The sequence below is a fragment of the Microbulbifer sp. HZ11 genome (genome assembly GCF_000708675.1).
GTDB lineage: Bacteria > Pseudomonadota > Gammaproteobacteria > Pseudomonadales > Cellvibrionaceae > Microbulbifer.
This window is the reverse complement of record NZ_JELR01000002.1, coordinates 320,246-345,223: the sequence shown is the minus strand read 5'-3', so window position 1 is coordinate 345,223 and position 24,978 is coordinate 320,246. Positions and strand designations below refer to the sequence as shown.

General features: G+C 55.7%; 23 protein-coding genes. 18 read left to right on the top strand and 5 right to left on the bottom strand.

Going from position 1 to position 24,978, the window contains the following annotated elements:
• Positions 1 to 236 precede the first annotated feature (236 nt).
• From AU11_RS09325 to AU11_RS09300, 6 genes are all read left to right on the top strand, one after another.
• On the top strand, positions 237 to 557 hold the full coding sequence (locus AU11_RS09325; protein WP_043318922.1) for a hypothetical protein: 321 nt from the start codon (positions 237 to 239) through the stop codon (positions 555 to 557).
• A gap of 37 nt (positions 558 to 594) precedes the next feature.
• Positions 595 to 1,470, top strand: coding sequence for a DUF692 domain-containing protein (locus tag AU11_RS09320; RefSeq protein WP_369797808.1), 876 nt, complete (start codon positions 595 to 597; stop codon positions 1,468 to 1,470).
• Positions 1,460 to 2,293 carry a DUF2063 domain-containing protein gene (locus tag AU11_RS09315; RefSeq protein WP_081848041.1) on the top strand — a complete coding sequence of 278 codons (834 nt, stop codon included), beginning with the start codon at positions 1,460 to 1,462 and terminating at the stop codon, positions 2,291 to 2,293. The genes AU11_RS09320 and AU11_RS09315 overlap by 11 nt, the downstream gene beginning before the upstream one ends.
• A gap of 161 nt (positions 2,294 to 2,454) precedes the next feature.
• Complete coding sequence (locus AU11_RS09310) at positions 2,455 to 3,405, top strand: VacJ family lipoprotein (RefSeq protein WP_231491787.1); 951 nt, start codon at positions 2,455 to 2,457, stop codon at positions 3,403 to 3,405.
• Positions 3,389 to 4,648: a PP2C family protein-serine/threonine phosphatase gene (locus AU11_RS09305; protein ID WP_051687131.1), complete on the top strand. Its 1,260-nt coding sequence runs from the start codon at positions 3,389 to 3,391 to the stop codon at positions 4,646 to 4,648. The genes AU11_RS09310 and AU11_RS09305 overlap by 17 nt, the downstream gene beginning before the upstream one ends.
• 287 nt (positions 4,649 to 4,935) lie before the next feature.
• Positions 4,936 to 5,589 carry an STAS domain-containing protein gene (locus AU11_RS09300; protein ID WP_231491786.1) on the top strand — a complete coding sequence of 218 codons (654 nt, stop codon included), beginning with the start codon at positions 4,936 to 4,938 and terminating at the stop codon, positions 5,587 to 5,589.
• On the opposite strand, the gene AU11_RS09295 is transcribed toward AU11_RS09300, so the two are convergent.
• The 5 genes from AU11_RS09295 to AU11_RS09275 form a co-directional block, all read right to left on the bottom strand.
• Complete coding sequence (locus tag AU11_RS09295) at positions 5,583 to 6,056, bottom strand: TerB family tellurite resistance protein (RefSeq protein WP_231491784.1); 474 nt, start codon at positions 6,054 to 6,056, stop codon at positions 5,583 to 5,585. The two genes, AU11_RS09300 and AU11_RS09295, sit on opposite strands and share 7 nt — an antisense overlap.
• A gap of 21 nt (positions 6,057 to 6,077) precedes the next feature.
• Positions 6,078 to 7,022 (bottom strand): transaldolase, encoded by a 945-nt coding sequence (gene tal / locus AU11_RS09290; RefSeq protein ID WP_043318919.1) that lies wholly within the window; start codon positions 7,020 to 7,022, stop codon positions 6,078 to 6,080.
• Positions 7,023 to 7,150: 128 nt separating this feature from the next.
• Positions 7,151 to 8,209 (bottom strand): tRNA dihydrouridine(20/20a) synthase DusA, encoded by a 1,059-nt coding sequence (gene dusA, locus AU11_RS09285; protein ID WP_081848039.1) that lies wholly within the window; start codon positions 8,207 to 8,209, stop codon positions 7,151 to 7,153.
• Positions 8,210 to 8,296: 87 nt separating this feature from the next.
• Positions 8,297 to 9,505, bottom strand: coding sequence for a glycerol-3-phosphate dehydrogenase/oxidase (locus AU11_RS09280; RefSeq protein ID WP_043318915.1), 1,209 nt, complete (start codon positions 9,503 to 9,505; stop codon positions 8,297 to 8,299).
• On the bottom strand, positions 9,489 to 10,181 hold the full coding sequence (locus AU11_RS09275) for a glycerophosphodiester phosphodiesterase family protein (RefSeq protein WP_043318914.1): 693 nt from the start codon (positions 10,179 to 10,181) through the stop codon (positions 9,489 to 9,491). Before AU11_RS09275 ends, AU11_RS09280 begins: the two co-directional genes overlap by 17 nt.
• Before the next feature lie 251 nt (positions 10,182 to 10,432).
• Here AU11_RS09275 and motA point away from each other — a divergent pair, with 251 nt between their 5' ends.
• From motA to flhA, 12 genes are all read left to right on the top strand, one after another.
• The gene (motA, locus tag AU11_RS09270) at positions 10,433 to 11,296 is read left to right on the top strand and encodes a flagellar motor stator protein MotA (RefSeq protein ID WP_043318911.1); all 864 of its coding nucleotides are present in this window, start codon (positions 10,433 to 10,435) and stop codon (positions 11,294 to 11,296) included.
• Entirely contained in the window at positions 11,293 to 12,165 is an 873-nt protein-coding gene (motB, locus tag AU11_RS09265; protein ID WP_081848038.1) for a flagellar motor protein MotB, read from the top strand. The genes motA and motB overlap by 4 nt, the downstream gene beginning before the upstream one ends.
• Positions 12,165 to 14,318, top strand: a complete 2,154-nt coding sequence (cheA, locus tag AU11_RS09260; RefSeq protein WP_081848037.1) for a chemotaxis protein CheA — start codon at positions 12,165 to 12,167, stop codon at positions 14,316 to 14,318. Before motB ends, cheA begins: the two co-directional genes overlap by 1 nt.
• Positions 14,315 to 14,812 carry a chemotaxis protein CheW gene (locus tag AU11_RS09255; RefSeq protein ID WP_043318909.1) on the top strand — a complete coding sequence of 166 codons (498 nt, stop codon included), beginning with the start codon at positions 14,315 to 14,317 and terminating at the stop codon, positions 14,810 to 14,812. The genes cheA and AU11_RS09255 overlap by 4 nt, the downstream gene beginning before the upstream one ends.
• Before the next feature lie 6 nt (positions 14,813 to 14,818).
• Positions 14,819 to 16,486, top strand: a complete 1,668-nt coding sequence (locus AU11_RS09250) for a PAS domain-containing methyl-accepting chemotaxis protein (protein ID WP_051687130.1) — start codon at positions 14,819 to 14,821, stop codon at positions 16,484 to 16,486.
• A gap of 5 nt (positions 16,487 to 16,491) precedes the next feature.
• Positions 16,492 to 17,328 carry a CheR family methyltransferase gene (locus AU11_RS09245; protein WP_043320314.1) on the top strand — a complete coding sequence of 279 codons (837 nt, stop codon included), beginning with the start codon at positions 16,492 to 16,494 and terminating at the stop codon, positions 17,326 to 17,328.
• Positions 17,329 to 17,525: 197 nt separating this feature from the next.
• Positions 17,526 to 18,581 carry a chemotaxis response regulator protein-glutamate methylesterase gene (locus AU11_RS09240; protein WP_043318906.1) on the top strand — a complete coding sequence of 352 codons (1,056 nt, stop codon included), beginning with the start codon at positions 17,526 to 17,528 and terminating at the stop codon, positions 18,579 to 18,581.
• Positions 18,582 to 18,635: 54 nt separating this feature from the next.
• A complete protein-coding gene (locus AU11_RS09235; RefSeq protein ID WP_043318904.1) occupies positions 18,636 to 20,399 on the top strand; it encodes a methyl-accepting chemotaxis protein in 1,764 nt (587 codons plus the stop codon).
• A gap of 48 nt (positions 20,400 to 20,447) precedes the next feature.
• Entirely contained in the window at positions 20,448 to 20,834 is a 387-nt protein-coding gene (cheY, locus tag AU11_RS09230; RefSeq protein ID WP_231758144.1) for a chemotaxis response regulator CheY, read from the top strand.
• A gap of 40 nt (positions 20,835 to 20,874) precedes the next feature.
• Positions 20,875 to 21,567, top strand: coding sequence for a protein phosphatase CheZ (gene cheZ / locus AU11_RS09225; RefSeq protein WP_043320312.1), 693 nt, complete (start codon positions 20,875 to 20,877; stop codon positions 21,565 to 21,567).
• Positions 21,568 to 21,695: 128 nt separating this feature from the next.
• Entirely contained in the window at positions 21,696 to 22,832 is a 1,137-nt protein-coding gene (flhB, locus tag AU11_RS09220; RefSeq protein ID WP_043318900.1) for a flagellar biosynthesis protein FlhB, read from the top strand.
• Complete coding sequence (gene flhA / locus AU11_RS09215) at positions 22,829 to 24,922, top strand: flagellar biosynthesis protein FlhA (RefSeq protein WP_051687128.1); 2,094 nt, start codon at positions 22,829 to 22,831, stop codon at positions 24,920 to 24,922. Before flhB ends, flhA begins: the two co-directional genes overlap by 4 nt.
• Positions 24,923 to 24,978: the final 56 nt, after the last annotated feature.

Sequence of the window (24,978 nt, the reverse complement as noted above, 5' to 3'; positions counted from 1 at the left end):
CCGGTTTGTGTGTAAGAACTCCAGGGCTGTGGCGACTAGTCATCAGCCGCACAAATTCGGGCGGTGGGCCTGGTTCACACTTTGGGCGTTTGTCCGCAAACGATATTGAACCCACAATCTGAACCGTTGGTCTGACAGGCGCGGCATTGCGTTCTCGAGTCACTATAATCCGGGAGCGACGGTGTACTCGCCGTAAGCGTGAAGTTAACTTTTTGATATCCCACTGGAGATCCATCATGAACAAGAAGAATCTGCCGATCGCAGCTGCCGTTGGTGCTGCCTTTATCGCTTCCGCCACCCTCAGTACTTCCACTGCGGCCAATCCGTTCACCGCCACTGAGCTGTCTGCCGGTTACAACCTGAAGATGGCCCAGGACAAGCCACAGGAAGGTAAGTGTGGAGAAGGCAAATGTGGTGAAGGCAAAAAGAAAGAAGGTAAGTGCGGCGAAGGCAAGTGTGGGGAAGGCAAAAAGAAAGAAGGTAAATGTGGCGAAGGCAAGTGTGGTGAAGGTAAAAAGAAAGAGGGCAAATGTGGTGAAGGTAAATGCGGCGGCTGATTAGCCCCGCGCATTTCCCACTAAGATCATGAGTGACATGCAACGGCAATACCCGGTCCAGGGCGCAGGTCTTGGGCTGCGGCGCTCGATGATGGGTGAGACACTGGATCCGGCCGCGGTGGACTTTCTCGAAGTGGCACCGGAAAACTGGATCGGTGTCGGTGGCCGCTACGGCCGCTGGTTTCGGGAAGTCACCGAGCGGTTTCCGTTCGTTACCCATGGTCTTTCCTTATCCATCGGCGCACCCGCGCCGCTGGATGAGGCCCTGGTGCGTTCCATCAGGGAATTCATTCACACACACAATATTCGCTGTTACAGCGAACACCTGAGTTACTGTTCCGATCACGGACACCTGTATGATTTATTGCCGATTCCTTTTACCGAGGAGGCGGTCCACTACGTGGCGGAGCGTATTCGCCGTGTACAGGACATACTGGAACAGCGCATTGCCATGGAAAATGTTTCCTATTACGCGGCCCCAGGTCAGGAAATGAGTGAGCTGGCATTTATTAATGCTGTGCTGCAAGAGGCGGACTGCGACCTGTTGCTTGATGTAAACAATATCTATGTCAACGCCATCAACCACCACTACGATGCGGAAGCTTTTCTGTACGGGCTACCCGCAGAGCGGATTCGGTACGTGCATGTAGCGGGCCACTATGACGAGGCAGACGATCTCAAGGTGGATACCCATGGCGCTCCGGTGATTGACCCGGTGTGGGATCTGTTGCAGAAGGCCTATGCCGCCTTCGGCCCCATGCCTACACTGCTGGAGCGGGATTTCAATATTCCACCGTTGCCGGAGCTTTACCGGGAGGTGGACCGGGTGCGCCAGTATCAGGCTACCGCACCTGCAGCAATGAAAGGTCGCGGTGTGTCGGGGAATTCACCGGAGTTGCTCAATGCGCGATGATGCCGCTGACGAAAAACCGGAACAGGCGCGGACGGCCGGCTTTCAGCTGATGCAGAAGTATTTTGCCGCACACCTGCGTGCACCGGAGCAGGTGGCGGCGCCAGCGGAGATCGAAGATCGCCGCATGGCTATTTATCGCGACCTGATTTACAACAATATCGAATCGTTTATTGCCGGCGGCTTTCCCGTGCTGCGAAGCATCATCGCCGATGGCCACTGGCATGCCATGGTGCGGGATTTTGTTCAGCACCACTGCTCCCACAGCCCGTATTTTTTACAGATCAGTGAAGAGTTTCTGCATTATCTCCAGAATGAGCGCGCGCAGAATCCACGCAGTGCGCAGGATCCACCGTTCATGCTGGAGCTGGCCCATTACGAGTGGGTAGAGCTGGCGCTGGATGTGAGCCCGGAAGAGTTCCCAGACGGCTTGGGCGGTTTTGAATCGGTGGAGACTGCGCTGGAAAGGGCTCCAGTGGTCTCTCCCCTGGCGTGGAGCCTCAGCTATCAATACCCGGTACACGAGATTGGCCCGGCATATCAGCCTGCTGAACCTGCCGCGGAAATCACCTGTCTTGTGGTCTACCGCAATCGCCAAGACGATGTGTGCTTTATGGAAGCCAATCCAGCAACGCTGCACCTGTTGCAGCTGATGGAGCAGGCGCAAGAAACAAACCGGGTCTGCGCCCAGGATTTGATTCTGCAGCTGGCGCAGGATATGCAGCACCCTGAACCCCGGCAGTTACTGGGTTTTGGCGCAGAGCTTCTGCAGAAAATGTATCAGTTGGATATTATCGCCGGATTCCAGTCCATCGACCCCCATTGATTTTTCCGCGAGCGAACCCATAAAGAGTGTTTCCTCTCTCAATGCCATTGGCGAAAACTGCCAGCTGCTATGCTGGCAATACGGCCAGTGTTAATATCGTGCAAACGTACACAAAAGATTCTGGTTTGAAGAAACGTCACTTTTTTGCGAGGAGCAGGGACTTGCTTGAGCGCACCACACTCAATACCTTGGTATTGGCGACATTCCTTTCGGCTCCCCTGGCTCTGGCGCAGGATGCATCGGATCCATTCGCCGAAATCCCCAATGAGACGCCAGCGGCTTCCACTGCTCCACAAGCTCCGGCTCCGGTGGCTGACACAGATGCCGATCCTTTTGCTGAGTCTGGAGCAGACACCAGCGATAGCACCGGAGAAGGTGCCGCCGAAGATGGTGTTGGCTCGGCACTGGAAGATGAGTACGGCTTTGATCCGGCGGATGAATTCGCCAGTGCCGAAGAGCCGGAGCAGCGCGACCCCTGGGAGGGCTTCAACCGCGCCATGTTCCGCTTCAACGACACTGCGGATCGCTGGTTTCTCAAGCCTGCCGCCACCAGCTACCGCCAGATTACGCCGATCTTTATGCAGACCGGTATTTCCAACTTCTTTTCCAATGTACACGAATTGAACAATGTTCTGAATGATGTGTTGCAGTGGAAGTGGAAGCAGGCGGGCAATGACACCGGACGCTTCCTTATCAATACCACCGTGGGTATTGCCGGGCTGTTTGACGTAGCGCAGCACATGGGCCTCGAGCCCAACGATGGTGAAGATTTTGGCCAGACCCTGGCGGTGTGGGGCCTGCCTTCCGGACCCTATGTGGTGGTCCCTATGCTTGGGCCGTCCACCATTCGTGATTTCCCGGGCGAAGTGGTCATGTGGTACACCAACCCCTTGACCTACTATGTGGATCCCAACTCGCTGGAATACACCATTAAGATGGTGGACGTGATTCAGTCCCGCGCCAGCCTGCTTCAGGCTGAGTCACTGTTACAGGGAGACCGCGACCGCTACGTACTCATGCGCGATGCATACCTGCAGCGCCGGGAGTTCCTGATCAACGATGGCGAACAGGAAGACGACTTCGGCGGCGATCTGGATGAATACGATTTCTGACACGGAGAATGTCTCCAGCGCACACGACGATCCCGGCGCCAGCCAGGTCGTCGGTGGGCGTCACAGCCTGCTCCTGATTGAATCCGATCAACCCTGCCGGGAGCAGGTTCAAAAAGCTCTGATAAAGCTCGGCTACACCGTTACCTTGGTGGATAACGGTGTGGAGGCCATCGGCTGTTTTGACCCGGCCCGGCACGATCTGGTGGTAACCGACCTGCACCTGCCGGATATGGGGGGGTTGGAGGTGCTGCGCAAGGTGAAAGGGTTGTGCCCGGAAACGCCCGTGGTGGTGCTCGCTTCCAACAGTGAAGTCAGCGATGTGGTACAGGCCCTGCGCCTGGGTGCCAGTGACTACCTGCTCAAGCCCGTGGCTGATGAAGATGTGATTACTCACGCCATTACCCGGGTGACCGAAGCACAGGATCTGGCGCGGGAAAATCGTGCTTACCGGGAGCAACTGGAAGAGCGTAACCGGGAACTGCACGAGCACATTGAGCTGCTGCAGCGCGATCACGAGGCGGGGCGCCAGTTGCAACAACACCTGCTGCCGCGTAGCCCGTACTATTACCCGGCGGGTATTGAAGCGGCTTATCGCCTGCAACCATCTCTCTACCTGAGTGGCGACTTTATCGATTACGGCCTGTTTGGCGAACGCTTTGTGGGCTTTTATCTGGTGGATGTCTCCGGTCACGGTGTTTCCTCCGCATTGGTGACGGCGCTGATCAAGCACAGCATCATGCACTTGCTGCGGGAACGCCCGCTGTTCAGCCAGTTGAATACGATTGACCAGGATCTCATCGATATTCTGGAAATGATCAACGCGGAATTGATTGGTACCAGTCTCGATAAACACGCCAGTATGTTTGTGGGGGTGGTGGACAGTCGTGCACGCCAGCTGCACTACGCGGTGGCCGGTCAGGTGCCCATGCCAGCGCTGGTGACCAGCGATGGCGCCCACTGGCTGACGGGCAAGGGGCGGCCACTGGGGCTGTTTCATCGCGGCGGCTGGGAAGTGCGCCACTGCGCGCTTCCTTCCAGCTGGCGGCTGGTTACCTGCTCAGACGGCGTTCTCGAATTGCTGGATGGCGATCTGCTGCAAAAAGAAGAGCAGCTGCTGCAGATGATCGACCGCAGCCGTGGCGACCTGGATAGCCTGTGTGCCGCACTCAAGGTGGATACCGCCGAGTCCTTCCCCGACGACATTACCATTCTCACACTGCGGCAAGATCTGGCGGCAGACTGACACTCTCTCCTGGCGATAAAGTGGCCAGCCGGTCACCAGTAGGCCCGAAAATTGCTGCATACTGTCCGCAAGACCCACCGGTACCACAGTGGTCTTGTCAGCGCTGTCGGGCAGGAGTAAGCTCCGCCCACTTTAGGGCAATCGTTCCATCGGGTGCACCACTAAGGCACGCGATCAGGGCCGATATGCAAAGGTATGCACAAGGAAGCGTGCTGCGGTCACAAGCCGCAATTTAACCATCTCGCATCCGCGCTCGGGAACAGGGCAGGGTGTGACTGAGGTCAACTATGCAGTCCGGGCAGATAATGGTTGGTGACCACCAGGGCATCTATGTTGTCAAACTGGTGGGTGATGTACGCCTCAACCTGTGTACATCTTTCGATAGCTTTATCGACAAGATGTTTTCGCAGAGCGACTTTCGCAGTGTGGTGTTCGATATGCACGACACCGATGGTGTAGACAGCACGACCCTGGGTCTTATGGCCAAAATCGCCTTCCGCAGTGAAGAGAGTGATGGTGGCAAACCGCTGGTGCTGTGCGACGACCGCGGTCTTCTGCACCTGCTGGACTCCATGGGGTTCGATGATCTGATGGATTTCTCCAGCGAGTCCGATGCCTACCAGGCTGAGCCTACCCCCTTGAAATGCGATACCCCCGATGAGCAGAGTGCCCGTGAAATGGTGCTGGAAGCGCACCGGGTGCTTATGAGCATGAACAAAGAGAACGCAGATACTTTCCGCGACCTGGTTCATGCTCTTGAAAGTGAGCAGGGTGGTGGAACGACTGAAACCTCCAACCGTGTGTCAGAGAGTGAAACTGAAGCCGTTGATCGCGGTTGTAAAGCGCACGCCGGTAATCATCACTCACACGGCCGCACCTCTCATGGTCACACCTCGGGCGGCCACTCCCGTCACAGCCACAAATCCCTGGTCAATCACTGACCGCCATCGGGTCTATGCAAATCCCGCGCTTCCGCACGAGCGCGGGTGAACAGACCGTGAGGTAGATAAATCAGTTCGGCCACCCGCCGTATCAGATGCTCTTCAAACGCGTCGATTTCCCCATCCGCAAATGCCACCTGCCACATCTGCTTTACCAGCAGGTACTTGTCCCGCTCACTGAAATGGTCGTTCACCGTCTGAGTGAACTCGTACAGGGAGGTGGCCTCATTGCGCTCGCTGAGCGCGCGCTCCACCATCGCCTGTGCGGTGTCTTCGTCCAGCTGATAATGGCTTTTCAGCAGTTGCAGCAGAGTGCTGCGTTCGCGGTCGTCGACCTTCTGGTCTGCGGTGGCAATCTCCGCCATCAGCGCGGCACTGATCATACGTACGTCTTTTTCCGGGTGCACTTCCACGCTCTCACCGCGGCCGATCTGATCAAACAGTTTGCGAATGTGTTGCAGCATCATCTAGCTCTTTTCCGGTGGGTATCAGCGTGCTTCCTGTAGCAATTGTTCCAGCTTCAGCTGGTCCGCGACAAAGTTACGGATGCCTTCTGCGAGCTTTTCTGTGGCCATCGCATCGGCATTCAGCTGGTAGCGGAACTCGGATTCGGTCAGCGGTACAGCGGGCTTGGGCTGTGGGGTGACGTCGCTGCCGAGACCTTCAGCCAGCTCACCTTCGTCATCCTGCAGTTCCTGCAGCAGCTGCGGGCTGATGGTCAGCTTGTCGCAGCCCGCCAGCGCCTCAATCTCGCCGGTATTACGGAAACTGGCGCCCATTACGATGGTGGGGTAGCCACGGGATTTGTAGTATTCGTAAATGCTGGCGACGGAGAGTACGCCGGGGTCATCTGCGGCGGTGTAGTCATCGCGTCCGGTACTGGCCTTGTACCAGTCGAGAATACGGCCCACAAATGGCGAGATCAGGGTCACCCCGGCCTCGGCGCAGGCCACGGCCTGGCACTGGCTGAACAACAGGGTCAGGTTACAGTGGATACCCTCACGCTCGAGCACCGATGCGGCGGCGATGCCTTCCCAGGTGGATGCGAGCTTGATCAGCACCCGATCGCGGGCCACGCCATCCTGCTCATACAGAGCAATCAGCTTGCGTGCATATTCCACACTGGCGCGGGTATCGAACGACAGGCGCGCGTCCACTTCAGTGGAAACCACACCGGGTACGATCTGCAGAATCTCCTTGCCGATGGAAACCGCCAGTTTCATGGACGCCATGGCAATGACATCATTCCCGCTCTGTTCCGCCCAGGCGAGGGCGCCTTTCAGGTGCTGCTGATATTGTGGGAGCTGCGCGGCCTTAAAGAGTAGGGAGGGGTTGGTTGTCGCATCCTGTGGATGGTATCGGCGGATCGCTTCAATATCACCGGTATCCGCAACCACCAGGCTGCGTTGTTTGAGTTGTTCCAGTTTGTTCATTTCCCCACGTCCTTATCGTTCAAAATAATTATCTGGTGGATGTGCCTTCGGCTTATCCACCCTACAAAATACGAGCCACCCGTAGGGTGGATAAGCCGCAGGCGCATCCACCAATCCCTCGGGCCAGGCTACGCCGCGTCGGTCACCATGGCCAGCGCCTGTTCCAGTACTTCCGGCCCGGCCCCTGCGGTATGTGCGCGCTCACTCAGATGTCGGCGGAAGCGGCGCGCACCGGGAACACCCTGGAATAATCCCATCATGTGCCGGGTAATATGTTTGAGGCTCTGTCCCCTGGACATCTCGCGTTCAATATAGGGCAGCATCTGATGTACCACTTGCGCAGGTGTCGGCCCGGCTTCGCCGTCAAACAGCGCGGCGTCCACATCCGCCAGCACCGCTGGCGTCTGGTAGGCGGCGCGACCGAGCATAACACCATCGAGTTGCTGTAAATGTGTCTGACACTCCTCGATCGAGTTGATGCCGCCGTTCAGCACAATTTCCAGCTCCGGGTAGTCCCGCTTCAGCTGATACACCATCTCATACTTGAGCGGCGGTACTTCCCGGTTTTCTTTCGGGCTTAACCCATTCAGCCAGGCCTTGCGTGCATGCACGATAAACGTGGTGATGCCGGCCCTCGCCTGGGCCTCCACAAAACGTGTGAGCCCCGGGTAATCTTCCATATCGTCGATTCCGATGCGGTGTTTCACCGTCACCGGAATGGAAGCCGCACTGCGCATGGCCCCAAGACATTCTGCGACCAGGTCCGGTTCCGCCATCAGGCAGGCGCCAAAGCGGCCCTTTTTGACCCGATCGCTGGGGCAGCCGCAATTCAGGTTTACTTCACTGTACCCCCACTGTTCGGCAATTTCGGTGCAGCGTGCCAGATCCTCTGGATCGCTGCCGCCCAGCTGCAGCGCCACCGGCTGCTCTTCTACATTGAAATCCAGGTGACTGCGCTTGTCGCCAAATAGAATCGCGCCGGTGGTCACCATCTCGGTATAGAGCAGTGCCCGTTTGCTGAACAGGCGCCAGAAGTAGCGACAATGTCTGTCACTCCAGTCCATCAACGGTGCGGTACAAAAGCGGTGCGATACTGGTGTGGCACTACCGGAGGTGGGGCGGGTGCTAGGATCGGGCTTCCCGGCAGGCGTGGAAACCGGAGTGTTGGCAGGTGCGGCGTCGGACATAAACAGCAGATCAGGCGGAAAAACTGCCCGCAGTATAACAGGGGCGGACCCAACCCTGCGCGTCGAGCGCAAGGTTAAGCCGATGACTTACAGATTGCGCTCTTTCGCACCTTCCTGATTGCTCTCTGTCGAGGTTGCGGTTTCCTGTGGCCAGGGGCGGCGGGCTTCCAGTTGTGGCCTGAGCTTTTTTACCACACTGCGCGCGGTGGCCCGGTAGCTGGTGAGTTTGCCACCGGCGACCGCCACGATACGTGGTAACTTATCGTTGTCGCAGCAGATCATGGTCTCGCGGCTGCGCGAGAACGGATTGTTGTTGGCGTGGGGCAACACCCGCAACCCGGCAAAGCTGTCACTCAGTTCGCTCAATTGCAGGGGGCGCGTCTCCGGGAAGTACTGCTTAAGAGTGCGCAGCAGATAGGCTTTTTCTTCCAGGGTGGGCGCCACTTCGGAGGGGTCGCCGTGGTAGCTGCGCTCGGTGGTTCCCACCAGAGTCTCTCCCTGCCAGGGCATGACAAATACCGCCCGTCCATCTTCCGCTTCCACATAGAAGATCTTGTTGGCCAGTTTTAACGGCACCTGGATATGAGTACCGGCAACCAGTTCTAGCGGTGGCAGCTTCGCGCCGGGGGAGCATTTGCTGTTGGTGTCGTCGATCCAGGGGCCGGTACAGTTCACCAGTGCCCGGCAGTGGAGGGTATTCAATTGCCCCTGATGAAAATAGTCTGCGCGCACAAAGCGTTCGGTTACCTCTGCGCCTACCAGGCTACCCGGGCAGATCAGTTCTGCTCCACCGCGCACCGCGGTGCGGATGACTTCCTGGGTAAGGGCGGCGTCGTCGGTTTGTGCGTCAAAGTAGCGGTAGACGGCAATCAGGTCATCATTGTTCAGGCCGCACAGGGCTTCATAATCGTGAATATCGATTTTGCGAAAGCGAGACTGTGAGGAAAACAGCCCCGCCAGCAGTGCGTACAGGCTGAGTCCCAGACGAATTTTCCAGGGGGCGCGGCGGCTGTGGCGGTACACCGGAATCAGGAATGGCACCATATGGACCAGATCCGGTTTGTGGGAGAGCAGCCAGCGCCGCTCTTTGAGGCATTCCCGCACCAGAGAAAGCTGTCCGCTTTCCAGATAGCGCAATCCGCCATGAATCAGCTTAGAGGAGCGCGACGAGGTGCCGTAAGCAACCGCCTCCTGTTCCAGAATCGCAACCCGGTAGCCCGCTGCAGTCAGTGCCTCGGCTACCCCGGCGCCCTGGATACCCGCGCCAACAACAAGAACATCATATTCCGTAGACATTGCTTGCCTCTCGCGAGCGCATTAACAGTGGCAGATTGCCGGTAAGTATGTGGTGGGCACCCCTATGACGCCAGTGCACGGCGCCCTGAGTGGTGTTGATCTCGTGAACCACCCACTGCCAGGGCCCGGGCGGCAGCTCCTGGCAGTCTACGGTTGCCTGATCAATCAACAGGTAGTCCGGGGCCAGCGTTACTACATCTGCAGAAAGGCAGCGCGCCACATTCGGTACCCGCAGCGCTACCAGATCGAACCCCATATTCCGGGCCAGGCGCAGGCTGCGCAGGTCGGAAGTAAGCAGCACAAAGTTGTCCGTGGAGCCCGGGATTTCCTCCAGCAGGCGTTGAATGGCGACTTCCGCCGGGGTCAGCGCCAGGGTTTCCGGGCTCAACTCCACAAACCATTCAAGATGGCGATGACGACCGGCCCAGTCCACCAGCTGCTGGAAATTACTCAGTGGCAGTGTCCGCAGGTCCTTGTCTTTCAGTCTGCGTAGTGGCGCAGAAATCGCCGCCTGCGGAATCTCAAGGCCATCCCCCGCACAGCACCATGGTGTCTGATCTTTACTGAACTGTACTTCCGTGGCAATTGCGCAGGCGCCAAGACCATGCGCCGCCTCAAAGGCCGCCAGGGTGTTTTCCGGGTGGTGAATTTTGTCGCCTAAATGCGCGATCAGCATGATTGGGTGCTTCCGGGGGTAGGGTTATTTGAATGATTCCTTTCGAGCATCCTGTAGGGGCGGCAACAGCGTCTGTGTGCCGAGAAAAGGATTCTTACCTAATGAAAATAGTTCGTGCACAGCGCCTTGCAACATGCGGGCGGCAACTATGGCGTCCGTAACCTGAGAAGAGATTTTCCTCCCGGTCACTCAAGGATGGCGGACAAATGCCGATAGGCTTCTCATAAGGTTTGAGAGGCAGGGGAATTGAGGTGCTGATATTCATAGGATTCATCGTCGTTATTGTCTCGGTATTCGGCGGTTTTGCGATGTCTGGTGGGCACCTGGGTCCTTTGTTCCAGCCGATGGAGTTTTTGATTATCGGTGGTGCGGCACTGGGCTCTTTCATCGCTTCAAATAATGGGAAGGCGATTCGTAGCACGGTGCGTAGCCTTTCGCGCCTGAAACGCTCGGCCAAATATGACAAGTCGATTTATATGGACCTGATGGCATTGCAGTACAGGCTGCTGTGGAAGATGCGGCGAGACGGCGCTATAGGCATCGAGAAGGACATTGAAGCGCCAGAAGACAGCGAAATATTCAGTGAGTTTCCCCGCGTTACCAGGGATCCCATGATCATGAGTTTCACAACGGACTACTTACGGTTGATGGTGAGTGGGAGCATGGATCCACTGGAACTGGATGAGCTCATGACCCACGAAATCGAGGCGTTCGAACATGAGGCCCGAGTGCCGGCTGATGCTCTTCTCAAGGTGGGGGATGCACTACCGGCCTTCGGTATCGTGGCGGCCGTTCTGGGAGTGGTTAAAGCGCTGGCGTCAGCCGATGCCGCAGCAGGTGAGATTGGCCTCATGGTTGCGCATGCGTTGGTTGGAACCTTTGTGGGCATCCTTCTGGCCTACGGATTCGTCAATCCCCTGGCCAGTCGTATTGAGCGGCAGGTCCAGGAGGCGGTGAAAGTACTCCAGTGTGTGCGGGTAACTCTGCTCGCAAATCTGAACGGATATGCCCCGCAGCTGGCTGTGGAATTTGGCCGAAAAACACTGGATACCAGTGATCGCCCAACATTTGGTGAGCTGGAAGACCATGTTCGTCCATCGCTCTCTACCGCATGAGTAGTCTGGCAAAAGGTGAGCGCCGCATTGTTGTCCGGCGGCCACGCAAGGCTCATCACAGTCATCACGGTGGCGCCTGGAAAATCGCTCTGGCCGATCTGATGACTGCACTGATGGCGCTATTTCTGGTGATGTGGATTGTGTCCAACGCATCGCCGCAAGAGCTACAGGGGCTGGCTGAGTATTTCCGCACGCCACTTGCGGTGGCTCTGAGCAACGGCGATCGAAAAAGCGCGAGCACAAGCGTTATCCCTGGTGGCGGTACAGATCCCGCGCACGTAAACGGTGAGCGCGCGCGGGTGGACCTGCGCAGTCAACGCTTGCCGGAAGACGTGCGCCGTACATTGATGGATCTGCGTTTCCGCATTGAAAGCGTTATTCAACGGGATTCAGAGCTGTGGGAGCTGCGCGATCAGGTGCGATTCGAAATGACACCGGAGGGGCTTCGTATCCAGATGATTGATACGGAGCAGCGCTCCATGTTCCAGATTGGCAGCGATCAGCTGGAGCCGCATATGCGCAAGTTGATTCGAGCAATTGCTCCATTGCTGAATGAATTACCAAATGCCGTGAGTATCAGTGGGCATACCGATAGCCTCAGTTATGCCGCAGGTGATACTGGGTACAGCAATTGGGAGCTATCCGCGGACCGAGCCAACGCCAGTCGCCGTGAACTGGTTGCCGGAGGACTGAATAGTAACAAGATGTTGCGGGTTATCGGCATGGGGGACAGAAATCCCATTCCTGGTAGTCATCCGGGGGACGCCGTCAATCGACGGATCAGCCTGCTCGTTTTGAGCGCGGAAGCAGCATTGCGCATTCGCGCGGGTGGAAGGGCCGAACCGCTGCACGCCCTGCAGGAGCGATGATGGATATTACTGATTTTTACGATACGTTTTTTGAAGAAGCGGGCGAACTGCTCGCAGAGATGGAGCAGCATTTACTTGATCTGGATCTGGGCTCTCCAGACCCAGAGCAGCTGAACGCGATATTTCGAGCGGCACACTCCATCAAGGGCGGGGCCGGCACTTTCGGCTTTGAAGCCCTGCAGCGCACTACTCATCTGCTCGAAAATCTTCTTGACCATGCGCGCTGTGGGCAGCTCACCTTGCGCCGCGATCTCATCGACGTATTTCTGGAAACCAAAGATATGTTAAATGACCAGCTGGATGCCTATCGGCAGAATGTCGAACCAGACCCCGAGGCTCTGGAATACATCTGTCAGGTGTTGCGGCAGCTTGCGTTGGAAGAAATTGGTGAAGATGTTGACGGTAATGGAAGTACTTCGAACACAAATACAATCTCTGAAGTGCATGCCAAAGAGCCACCCAGAGTGGATGATAAAGTCGAACCACAAGAGGCGACGGCTTCCAGGCGGTATCAGATTACTCTGCTAAAGGTCGCGGAGAAAGATCGACGTTTACTGATCGAAGAGCTTGCGCACCTGGGGCGGGTGGAGAGCGAGTCTGGAGATGAATACCGCTATGAAGTAGCACTTGCGTCTTCGCTCAGCAGTGACGATATCGAAGCGGTGCTGTGTTTTATAACCGAGCCAGATCAACTTGAAATAACCTCCTTGACTGCGACTGCACCTGAAATAAAGAGCCAACCGTCTGCATTGGACTCGCGTGGTCAGGCGTTGGCAAAGACAGACGAGAAAAAATCAGAGGGCTCTGTATCACCGTCGGTAGTAACCCGCAAGTCGGAACCCAAGACGAAGAGCAGCGGCGAGAGTGCATCAATACGGGTGCCAGTGGCGAAAGTGGATCAGATTATCAATCTGGTCGGTGAGCTGGTTATTACCCAGTCGATGCTCGATCAAGTGGTAGACGACTCCGGAAGTGCACGCGATGGAAAACTGAGCAGTGGACTCAGTCTGTTGTCCCGCACCGCACGGGATCTGCAGGAAGCGGTGATGTCGGTACGAATGGTACCGATGGACTATGTGTTCAGCCGCTTTCCACGTCTGGTACGCGATCTGGCGGGAAAATTGGGTAAAGACATTGAGTTGATCACCGAGGGAAAATCCACCGAACTGGATAAAGGGCTGACCGAGCGTATTATCGATCCACTCACGCATCTGGTGCGAAACAGTCTGGACCATGGCATTGAGTTGCCCGAGGTGCGACAAGCCGCTGGTAAATCACGCACCGGAAATCTTCTGCTCTCAGCGCAACATCAGGGCGGCAATATTCTGATTGAAGTCAGTGACGATGGTGCCGGCCTGAATCGCGAAAAGATTCTTGCCAAAGCGGCTGCCAATGGAATTGCCGTTACTGAAAATATGAGCGATGAAGACGTCTGGCAGCTGATTTTTGCTCCGGGATTTTCCACAGCTGCAGAAGTGAGTGATGTTTCCGGGCGCGGGGTCGGTATGGATGTGGTAAAGCGCAATATCGAGGCTATGGGCGGCCATGTGGAGATCGAGTCGCGACCCGGCAACGGTACCACCACCCGTATCGTATTACCGCTGACACTGGCGATCCTTGACGGAATGTCTGTACGTGTAGCCCGTGAGACATTCGTTCTACCAGTGAGCGGTGTGGTCGAGTCATTGCAACCACGTAGCGAAGATCTGTATCCCATGGCAGGCGAAGACCTTCTACTGAAAGTGCGCGATGACTATTTGCCGCTACTTTCTGTGCATGCGGCACTGGATGTTGTCGGTGCTGAAACCGATCCTACAAAGGCAATTGCTGTGATAGTGCACGGCCAGGGACGCCGCTATGCACTACTGGTGGACGAGTTGATTGGACAGCAGCAAGTGGTTGTAAAGAATCTGGAAACCAACTATCGCAAGGTGCCTGGTGTATCTGCGGCGACCATTCTGGGAGATGGCAGTGTTTCGCTCATCCTGGACATCGCAGACCTGCATCGCCTACATCAGAGTAAAAAATCCGAGGGGGCGTTCCAGCCTGCAGGCCGGTGCTCTAGCGAGTCCCGGAAAACGACTTCCAACCGATCCGCCACCGTTAAGCCGGCCCGGCGGACAGTATCTAGTGTAGAGGGAGAAAACGCATGAGTTTTGTTGGCGCAGCCGAGAAGGCATCCGCAGCACTGGCCAGAGATCGGGAATTTCTGGTGTTTTCCTTGGGTGAGGAGGAATACGCTATCGATATCCTGAAAGTGCAGGAGATTCGCGGTTATGACAATGTTACCCGTATTGCCAATGCGCCGGACTTCATCAAAGGTGTTTCGAATTTGCGCGGCGTTATCGTACCGATTGTTGACCTGCGCATAAAATTCCGTCTTTCAGATGCAGTATACGACGATCAGACCGTAGTGATTGTGGTGAATATCGCCGGTCGTGTAGTGGGAATTGTGGTAGACCGGGTATCCGATGTCATGACTTTGAGTGATGAACAGATCAAACCTGCTCCAGAATTTGGCGTAAGTCTACCACTGGACTACATCAGTGGGCTGGGTAACCTGGAGAATCGAATGTTGGTTTTGGTAGATATCGAAAAGCTGCTGACCAGTCGCGAAATGGCGCTGGTCGCCGAAGCCGGAGAGTAACCATCCATGAAAACCAATCAACCGGTAACCAACCGGGAATACCTCCTGCGCGACCAAGACTTCCTCATCTCTCGAACCGACCTCAGTGGCCGCATAGTATACGCCAACTCCGCGTTTGTGGAGGTGAGCGGTTATGCGCAGCATGAATTACTGGGGGCCAATCACAATATTGTCCGCCATCCGGATATGCCGCCGCAGGCTTTCGCCAACCTTTGGCAGACCATCCGCAAAGGCGAAGTCTGGATTGGGCTAGTGAAAAACCGCCGAAAAGATGGAGGTTTTTACTGGGTGCGTGCCCATGTTGTACCGGTTTCGGATGCGGGCCGGATCAATGGATATGTCTCTATACGCCTGAAAGCCGGGCGGCGGGATATTGAGCGGACGGAACAACTGTATCGATGTCTACGGGAGGGCCGCAGCGGGAATGTAACGTTACAGCGTGGTGAAATGATACACCGCGGCCCCAAAGGCTGGTGGCAACGCGCTGCTCGCGCCTCGCTCAAGCTTCGCCTGGGTACCCTGGCAGCGCTGTCTGGCTTGTCACTTATGCTTGGATCGGCGTCCGTCTACTCTTCTCACGGAATGATCCCTGCGGTTGTTATTACTCTCGGCGGTTGTGCGTTACTTGCCGGGCTCACTGTTTCCGTCGCACGCAGCATTTTGCGTCCGTTACGGGATATGCAGAAATTCCTACTTCAGATTGCCGCGGGAAACCTGGGGATACCAGCGCCTACTGAAGCGGAAGGCGAAATGGCACCTCTCGCCAATGCCCTTACAATCATGCATCGCAGTCTTCACGATATTGTAAGTGAAGTAAGCGCGAGCGTTGCAGTGTCAGTACCGAGTACACGTAAGATTGCGGATGGTAACGACGACTTGGCATCGCGTACTGATCAGCAGGCCGCATCGCTGCAGCAGACCGCTTCCAGCATGGAGGAGATCACCATAACCGTCGGTCAGAATGCCGACAATGCGCAGCAAGCATTCGGCCTTGCGGAAGATGCGTCCCGCGACGTGAAAGTGAGTGGTGAAACCATGGGCCAGATTGTTAAAACCATGGAGGGAATCACTCAGAGCTCTAAGCAGATGGCAGCGATCATCGAGACGATTGATGGCATTGCTTTCCAGACTAATATCCTCGCGCTCAACGCTTCCGTGGAAGCTGCGCGAGCAGGTGAACACGGTCGAGGTTTCGCCGTGGTAGCACAGGAAGTACGAAATCTCGCGGGGCGTTCGGCCGACGCAGCGAAACAAATTCGCGTTTTGATTGACGGTTCAAATCGCGAGGTTAATGCCGGCGCCGAGTTGGTGCGTCAGGCAGGTACCTCTATTGCCGGGGTGGTCGAATCGGTTACTCGTGTGAGTAATATCATGCGAGAAATCTCCACAGCGTCCGCCGAGCAGAGTACCGGTATCGGCCACATTAACCTCGCTGTTGCACAGATGGATGAAGTCACCAAGCAGAATGCAGACAGAGTACGAGCGATCGCCGAATCATCGGCCGCGTTGCAGGGGCGTATGGCGCGTCTCTCACAGGCAGTGGGCGTTTTTTCTTTGGAAAAGACCGTACCGGAGAATTCTGCTAAGGGGATAGCATCGCCAAAATCCATTAACAATCCTTCTGATGAGGCTGCCGTAGATGCATCTACAGAAATCCGCCTGAGCGCAGGTTGATTGCAGTGAAGCAGCGAGTGGTAGCGCCTATCAATCAGCGTGAACTTGAGTTCACCGATCGAGATTTCGAGCGAATTCGTGTACTGATCGCGGAGCGGGCCGGTATTGTCCTGGCTGAACATAAGCGGGATATGGTGTATAGCCGACTTGGCCGTTGTGTACGAAATCGTGGCCATCGATGTTTCAGTGCGTATTTAGATTGGCTGAATGGTAGGTCGGGAGCGGAGGCCTGGCAGGAATTTGTCAACGCATTGACCACTAATCTCACTGCTTTTTTTCGTGAACCCCACCATTTCGATTTGCTGGCGTCGCATATCAGAGATCGGAGGGATCCAGTTCGAGTCTGGAGTGCCGGGGCTTCCACAGGAGAGGAGCCGTATTCTATCGCAATTGCACTTGAAGAGGCTCTGCCTACCCTGACGAGGCGCGAAATCTTCGCGTCGGATATCGACAGCGAAGCATTGACCAGGGCGCGCAATGGAATTTATCCACTGGATCAGGTGCGCCGCCAGGTGCCTGAGAATCAGCTACGGCGCGGTTTTCTCAAAGGCTGTGGTCGGCGCAGCGGATACGTTCGCGTACGACCGGAGTTGGCGCGTCAGGTTCACTTCGAGCCTGTGAACCTTGTTGGTCAACATTGGCCTGTCCAGGGTCGGTTTGACGCGATCTTCTGCCGCAACGTAATGATCTACTTTGACCGAGAGACCCACGCACGACTGCTTGAGCGTTTCGCTCGACTGTTGAAGAGTGATGGTTTGCTATTTGTTGGTCATTCGGAGAACTTCACCAACATTACCCAGAGGTTCCGCCTGCGCGGCCAGACTGTCTATACACTGGCCTGATCATTCCGGGGGCTTCCTATCGCCCGTCCAGCGGCGTGAGAAAAACCTCGTTGCCCTCCCTAAAGCCCGGCGATTAGCGGCCGATGAATACTTCAGGTTCAGCGAATACCCGATTCTAACACTTGGGGGCCCTGTCAGTTTGCAAGGTCAGATTGAAAGACAGCGCCGTAGCGTGAGCGAGAGAGCAGACGTTATCCATGGAAAAAATCAAAGTGCTCTGTGTCGATGACTCGGCACTTATTCGCGGACTTATGCGCGAAATTATCGATGGCCAGTCAGATATGGAAGTAGTAGCGGTCGCTCCTGACCCTCTGGTTGCACGTGATCTGATCAAGCGACTGAATCCCGATGTTCTGACTCTGGATGTGGAAATGCCGCGAATGGACGGACTGGACTTCCTGGAGCGGTTGATGCGCCTGCGTCCAATGCCCGTCGTTATGGTTTCGTCGCTCACCCGGTCTGGGTCGGAAATCACCCTACGTGCTCTGGAGCTCGGTGCGGTCGACTTTGTCGCCAAGCCGCAACTGGGTATACGAACGGGTTTACTGGAGTACGGCCATCGGATAGCAGAAAAGATCCGTGCGGCTGCCCGAGCGCGACCAGCACGCCATATGGTACGAAATAAAGAACCCCCTTCCGCGTTGGAGCCGGTAATGGTTTCGAGCGAAAAGCTGATGATTATCGGCGCTTCCACTGGTGGGCCCGAAGCGATTCGGCGCGTGCTCGAGCCTCTTCCTGCTAACTGCCCGGCAATCCTCGTTGCCCAGCATATGCCCAGTGGATTTACCCGTTCGTTTGCGGAGCGATTGAATCGGCTCTGCAGGATACAGGTGAAAGAGGCCGAGCACGGCGAGCGTATTCTACCTGGCCATGCGTATATCGCTCCAGGCGACCAGCATCTGAAGCTGGCGCGTAGTGGAGCCAACTATCTGGTCGAGTTGGATACCGGGCCAGCGGTTAACCGGCATCGTCCATCGGTCGATGTTCTGTTTCAGTCTGTTGCTGAACTGGCTGGTCGCAATGCCATCGGAGCACTGCTTACCGGTATGGGGCGAGATGGTGCCGCCGGTTTGCTGGCCATGCGGCAGTCTGGTGCGGCGACGCTTGCTCAGGATGAAACCTCGTCTCTGGTATTTGGCATGCCGAGAGAGGCAATTGCCATTGGGGCTGCAAAGGACATAGTGACTTTGGATCGCGTCGCCGAGCACATGCTCACATTGGCAGCCGCGTCTGGACGCGCCCAGCGCGTATAACAAATGCAAATAGAAATTTAGTTCCAGGATTACCGACGAGGAGAAACGCCGGCCATGATGAAACTGATCAGAAACCTCAATATCAACACGGTAGTGGCCGGAGTGCTGTTGTGTTGCACGCTGTTGATGGGCGCCCTGGTTGCCCTGCGTATGGCGACGAATCAGGTGGGTGACGATTCTATTCGTACGCTGCACCGGGTCAATGTGCAGGTAATGCACGATGTATTTCGAGCATATTCCACCCTCAATAAAAGCATGATTGAAATGAATCTTGCTGCCGGAGAGCTGGAGAACGGGCGCAACCTCAGCGCAAAAACGTATCTTAAAAGTGTCAATGAGACATTACAGCAGACACACAGGGAGTTTGATCGGCTATCCGAAATAGAGATGACGGAACAAGAAGCCGCGGAGTTTGAAGAACTATCGCTGGTATTTACCGATATGCTGGGAGAGCTGGATGCGGAATATCAGCTTCTAGTACAGGATAAGCCAGACCTTGAAAGTTACAACGAACGCAAAGAGGAAATCAGTGTTTTCAGTGATGACCTCAATGTGGCTTTGCTGTCACTTCTTGATCAGGCAGGGGTTCAGAGCGAAGGCATCATGGAGGGGTATAGAGATACCACTAGTCACTACGGAACCATCGGTATCATTGTCATAGCGTTTATCGCCATCATTCTCGCCCTGATCTATCTACTGCTGCGTAATATCGTAGTGCGCCCTCTGGGTGAAGCAATGGAAAATCTGCAGAGTATTGCGCAAGCAGATCTTTCGCGCCCGATCAGCGACCATGGTGGAAATGAGATTGGTCAGCTGTTCAGTGCCATGCGCGATGTGCAGCTGAGCCTCAGCCGAATTGTCACTCAGGTGCGCAACGGAAGTACGTCTATCTATAGCGGTTCGTCAGAAATTGCACGAGGCAATATCGATCTGTCTGCGCGCACGGAACAGCAGGCTGCATCACTGGAAGAAACCGCGACCAGCATGGAAGAGTTGACCGCTACCGTGAAGCAGAATGCAGACAATGCCCGTCAGGCCAGTGGACTTGCCAATGATGCTTCTGGAACGGCCATTCGTGGTGGGGAGGTTATGCAGCAGGTTTCCAGCAAAATGCAGGGGATTACCGAGAGTTCCCGTAAAGTTGCGGAAATTACCGGAATGATCGATTCAATCGCTTTCCAGACGAATATTCTGGCATTGAATGCCTCAGTCGAAGCTGCGCGTGCCGGTGAACAGGGCCGCGGATTTGCGGTGGTTGCCGGAGAGGTACGGAACCTTGCGGGCAATAGCGCCGACGCCGCACGTCAGATCAAGTCCCTGATTGAAAATTCGGTGCAGGAAGTAGAGCAGGGCGCGTCTCTGGTAACCCAGGCCGGTGACACCATGAAAGAAGTGGTGGATGCGGTGAAGCGCGTGACCGACATTATGGATGAAATTTCTGCCGCATCTCAGGAGCAGAGCAGCGGAATCGAACAGGTCAGTCGCGCTGTGAGTCAAATGGATGAATCTACCCAGCAGAATGCAACATTGGTGGAGAAGGCGTCTGCTGCCGCGGCCTCTCTGGAGGCGCAAGCACAGCGCTTGGAGGAAGCCGTCGCCATTTTCCGTCTCACCAGTGAATCTGAGGACGAGGGTGGTTACTCCTCCAGCAGCATTGATCCCGAAACACCCTTGGCGAAGAACAACGCTGGAAATCGTACAGCGCAAGTAGAAAAGGCCGATAGCCAGGAGTCCGCGGACGCGAAGAAGGTTTCGGCACCGGAAAAGGATGCTCGTGAACTGATCAAATCTACCGATGAGGAGTGGGAAGAGTTTTGACCCTAAACCTGCGAGTGTGGAGAAGCGTTAACACAGAGAGTACAGATCATGGATAAAAATATGAAGATACTGGTGGTGGACGATTTCCCCACCATGCGACGGATAATTCGGAGCCTGCTCAAGGAGCTTGGCTTTAATAACGTGGATGAAGCAGAAGACGGCCAGGAAGGGCTGGCCAAAGTGAATGGTGGTGGCTTTGAATTCGTAGTCTCCGACTGGAATATGCCGAATCTAAACGGTCTGGATATGCTCAAGGATATTCGAGCGAACGAGGCGACCAAATCCTTGCCCGTCCTGATGGTTACCGCCGAGGCAAAAAAGGAGAATATTGTGGCCGCGGCACAGGCTGGCGCCAACGGATATATTGTTAAACCTTTCACGGCGGCGACATTGGAAGAGAAGTTAACTAAAATCTTTGAGAAGCTGGGAAAATGAGCGCGCTGATGCCCGCTTCTTCCGGAAAGGAGAAGTGACCGTGAGTAGTGAGTTAAAAGCTGTCAGCTTCGATAATACCCAAAGTGACGAACTGGTGGTGCGAATTGGCCAGTTGACGAGAATGCTGCGCGACAGCATGCGGGAACTGGGCCTTGATAAAGAGGTAGAGAAAGCAGCCAAAGCCATTCCAGATGCCCGTGCCCGGCTCGATTACGTGGCTTCCATGACTGAGCAAGCCGCAGAGCGCGCGCTGAATTGTGTTGATCGCGCACAACCTCTGCAGATTGAGATTGAGTCCCGCGCCCAGGCATTGGATAAGCAGTGGCAGTCCTGGTTTGAGAATCCAAAGGAGCTTGATGAGGCGCGTGAGTTGGTAAAGGAAACCCGTGGCTACCTCTCTGCCGTACCCACCATGGCCCGCGAGACCAACAAGGAATTGTTGGAAATCATGATGGCGCAGGACTTTCAGGATCTGACTGGTCAGGTTATCAAGAAGATGATGGAAGTCATCCAGGAGGTCGAGCGCCAGCTATTGCAGGTCCTCCTGGAAAGTGTACCGGAGGGTGAGGAGCGGGAGGCGTTTCGGCGCCGGCTGGAAGATGGATCAGCAGCGGACAATCAGCGCCGCGAGGAGTCCTCTCTGGTCAACGGGCCTCAGATCAACGTTGAGGCTGAAGACGTGGTCAGCAGCCAGGACCAGGTGGATGATCTGCTGGAAGAGCTGGGATTCTGATCACTTGTGCGAATGGCGAGTAACGGGTGCTCTGCTGAAATAGCACCCTGTTACCCCGCTTTTTCGCCCTTTAGCGATACCCGCTTTGGTCGACAATGGCCGGCACCCGATAACCACCGGATGCCCAAATGGCTGACGATAGCCAGGACCAGGACAAAACAGAAGCCGCCACACCCCGGCGCCTTGAAAAGGCCCGTGAGGACGGCCAGGTAGCACGCTCCCGAGAACTCGCCACGGTCATGCTCTTATGCACTGGTCTCGGAGGTCTGTGGGCGTTGGGTCCGACCCTGTTCGCACAGCTCGGGCTTATGATGGAGCAGTCTTTTCTGTTTGATCGGCAGCGGGCCTTTGACCCCGCTGTCATGGTAACCACCAGCGCCAATCTTACTGCTCACAGTCTACTGGCACTGATCCCACTGTTCATACTCGTCGCTGTGGTTGCATTGCTTGCACCTAACTTGCTGGGCGGCTTTCTTATTTCCGCCAAATCCCTCAAACCCCAGTTCTCTAAACTCAATCCGATCAAGGGGCTCAAGCGGCAATTCTCCTCCCAAGCTCTGGCTGAACTGGGTAAGGCTATTGCCAAATCTGTACTTGTAGGTACGGTGCTCGCGCTGTTTTTATATAGCCGGCGCGGCGAGTTTCTGGCCCTGATGGATCTCGGAACCGAACGAGCCATGGCATCTGCGCTGCGACTCGCAGCGGAGGCCTGTGGATTGATGGCATTTTCCCTCATTCTCGTGGTGGCAATCGACGCTCCGTATCAGTTGTGGAGTCATGCCAAGAAATTACGGATGAGCAAAGAGGAAGTGCGCCGCGAATTCAAGGAAAGTGAGGGCGACCCTCAACTCAAGGCACGGATACGTCAACAACAGCAATCGATGTCGCGTAACCGAATGATGGCCCAGGTTCCTGATGCAGACGTAATCATTACCAATCCTACACGATACGCAGTTGCCCTGCGCTATGACGAGAGCCGCATGAGTGCACCGCGAGTAATTGCGAAAGGCGTGGAGGCGGTTGCCGCGCGTATTCGGACATTGGCGGACGAACACGATATTCCTCGTCTTGAAGCCCCACCGCTGGCTCGATCCCTGTACCGTCATGTCGATCTGGATCAGGAAATTCCTGCACCTCTGTATACCGCCGTAGCCGAAGTGCTCGCCTGGGCTATGCAGCTGCGTCGCGCAAATGAGCAGGGGGAAACCCCACCTGTAACACCGGAACAGCTCCCGTTACCTGAAGAGTTGGAGGTAGACCCGTGAAACCCTTGAATTCCTATTTCAGCAGTACTGGATTCTCGCTGCCCGCCGGGCGGGTGCTCGCTGGTCCGGTGCTGATTCTGCTAATCATGTCCATGCTGATCCTGCCGTTGCCGCCGTTTGCGCTGGATATGTTTTTTACCTTCAATATTGCCCTTTCTCTGATGGTGCTACTGGTGAGCATGTTTACCTTGCGCGCACTGGATTTTGCCGCTTTCCCGGCGGTACTGCTTTTCACCACCTTATTGCGCCTGGCACTCAATGTCGCCTCCACCCGAGTTGTATTGATGGAGGGGCACACCGGGGGGGCTGCCGCGGGCAAGGTGATTGAGGCTTTCGGCCAGTTTTTGGTTGGAGGTAACTTTGCAGTGGGGCTGGTGGTGTTTCTGATCCTGGTGGTGATCAATTTTATGGTGATCACCAAAGGCGCTGGGCGCATTGCTGAAGTAGGGGCGCGTTTTATGCTTGACGCCATGCCCGGAAAACAGATGGCTATTGATGCAGATCTTAACGCGGGGCTGATCGGTGAAGAGGAAGCCCGTACCCGTCGTACAGAAGTCGCTCAGGAAGCAGATTTTTACGGCTCCATGGACGGCGCGAGCAAATTTGTGCGTGGAGATGCTGTCGCGGGGCTGGTAATCATGGCAGTGAATGTCATCGGCGGTCTGATGATTGGCACCATGCAGCATGATCTGTCTTTCGGCGATGCTGCGCGTACTTACACGTTGCTAACGATCGGTGACGGTCTTGTAGCTCAGATCCCTGCGCTGGTGATCTCCACAGCGGCTGGTGTAACTGTTTCCCGGGTCAATACCGACCAGGACGTTGGTCAGCAGATGATCGAGCAGCTGCTTACCAACCCGCGTGTGCTGTATCTCGCCGCAGGCGTTATGGGGCTGCTGGGTTTGGTTCCCGGTATGCCGAATTTTGTATTCTTGCTTTTTACTGCTGCCTTGGCTGGGATCGCCTGGTGGATGGGGCGGCGACGGGAAGAGCAGTTGGTGCAGGAGCAGATTGATGCGGAACCCGCCGTTGCAGCGGAAACACCTGAGGCCAGTTGGGATGATGTGGAGCTTATCGATACCCTGGGTCTGGAGGTGGGACATCGCCTGATTTCCCTTGTAGATCAACGTCAGCAAGGAGAGCTACTTGGGCGCATTAAAAGTGTGCGTAAGAAATTTGCTAAAGAAGTCGGGTTTTTACCACCTGTTGTCCATATACGGGATGACCTTGAGTTATCACCAAACACCTATGTGATTAACCTTAAAGGCGCGGAAGTTGGCAGAGGTGAAGCACATCCAGGGAAGTGGCTTGCAATCAATCCCGGGCAGGTAAGCGGCGAGCTTCAGGGCATCGCAACAGAGGAGCCCGCGTTTGGTTTGCCTGCGGTGTGGATAGATCAGGGGCAGCGTGAACAGGCTCAGGTGTATGGGTATACGGTGGTGGATGCGAGTACTGTTGTGGCTACACATTTCAACCATTTACTACATCGTCACTGCGCGGAAATGCTCGGCCGTCAGGAAGTTCAGCAGCTTCTGGATAAACTTTCCGGTGATTGTAAAAGTTTGGTTGAGGAAGTCGTTCCTAAAACGGTCACCCTGACAACCTTACAGCGAATTCTGCAAAATCTGCTGGATGAGGATGTTCCCATCCGTGATATGCGCAGTATTCTTGATGTTCTGGCCGGCCAGGGGGAGCAGAGTTTTGATGTGCCCGAGCTGACCGCGCGGGTGCGCCTTGCTTTGGGAAGAGTGCTTGCACATCAGTGGTTCCCCGGCAGTGCTGAACTCCGGGTGATGGGCCTGGAAAGTCAGTTGGAGCAGGTGATTTCTCAGGCGCTGGAAAGTGGTGGCGCACTGGAGCCAGGACTTGCGGATACCCTGATGTCTCAAGCTGCGGCTGCCATGGAGCGACAAGAAACCGCCGGTGATCCACCCGTGCTGGTTGTGCGTCACAACCTGCGCCCACTACTCGCGCATTTTCTCAGGCGTCGCCTGCGTCAGTTGGCGGTGCTTTCCCAGGCTGAGATTCCCGATGACCGTATGGTTAAAATCACGAATATGATCGGTGATCGCAGCGGGGCTAATGTCTAACGCTTAAGGTTTGAAAAGGCGTCTTCAACGGGGTTTATTCTGCGCATACAAATTTC